General features: G+C 70.4%; 1 protein-coding gene. It reads left to right on the top strand.

All coding sequences use genetic code 11. The annotated features are described in order from the left end of the window. A partial coding sequence (locus CCN37_RS37975; protein ID WP_371505730.1) for an oligopeptide/dipeptide ABC transporter ATP-binding protein occupies nt 1-295 on the top strand: 295 nt, incomplete at its 5' end. Nucleotides 296-585 lie beyond the last annotated feature (290 nt).

Raw genomic sequence — 585 nt, 5'->3', positions numbered from 1 at the left:
GGACCGCCGCGAGCGCATCCTGCTGACCGGCGACCTGCCCTCGCCCGCCGCGCCGCCCACGGGCTGCCGGTTCCACACCCGCTGTCCCTGGCGGCAGCCGGGCAAGTGCGACACGGAACGACCCGCGCTGCGCGAGCTGGTGCCGGGTCACAAGGTCGCCTGCCACTGGGCCGAGGACATCCGCGACGGCAAGATCCAGCCGCACGCGGTGGAGCCGGAGTTGGTCGAGGTCAACGACACGATCTCGCCGGACATCAGCGCCGCGGGACCGGCCTCGGTGACCGAGGTCATCTGAGCTGAAGTCTGCTGAACGGAGTCGAGGGGGCGTCCGAAAGGGCGCCCCCTTCTCGTGCGCGTACCGCCTGATCAGGCGAATTCCGCGAAACTCCGGTCGGATGTCAGCGCTTTTTTAGCCCGATTTGTGACCATCGCCTCAGTCCGGCGGGTGGCCCTGCCTCCACCCGCACCCCTGCAACGGACGAAAGAGGGCTGAAGCATGTCCATCACCGTGCGCGCAGCACGCTCCGCCGCAGCCGCCGCCGTGCTCGTCGCGGCGCTCGGATTCGGCATGGTGGCCCCCGCCGG

Origin of the sequence: Allokutzneria sp. NRRL B-24872, from assembly GCF_002155965.1 — a bacterium.
GTDB lineage: Bacteria > Actinomycetota > Actinomycetes > Mycobacteriales > Pseudonocardiaceae > Allokutzneria.
The sequence above is the reverse complement of the archived record's forward strand: the minus strand, read 5'-3'. Positions and strand labels throughout refer to the sequence as shown.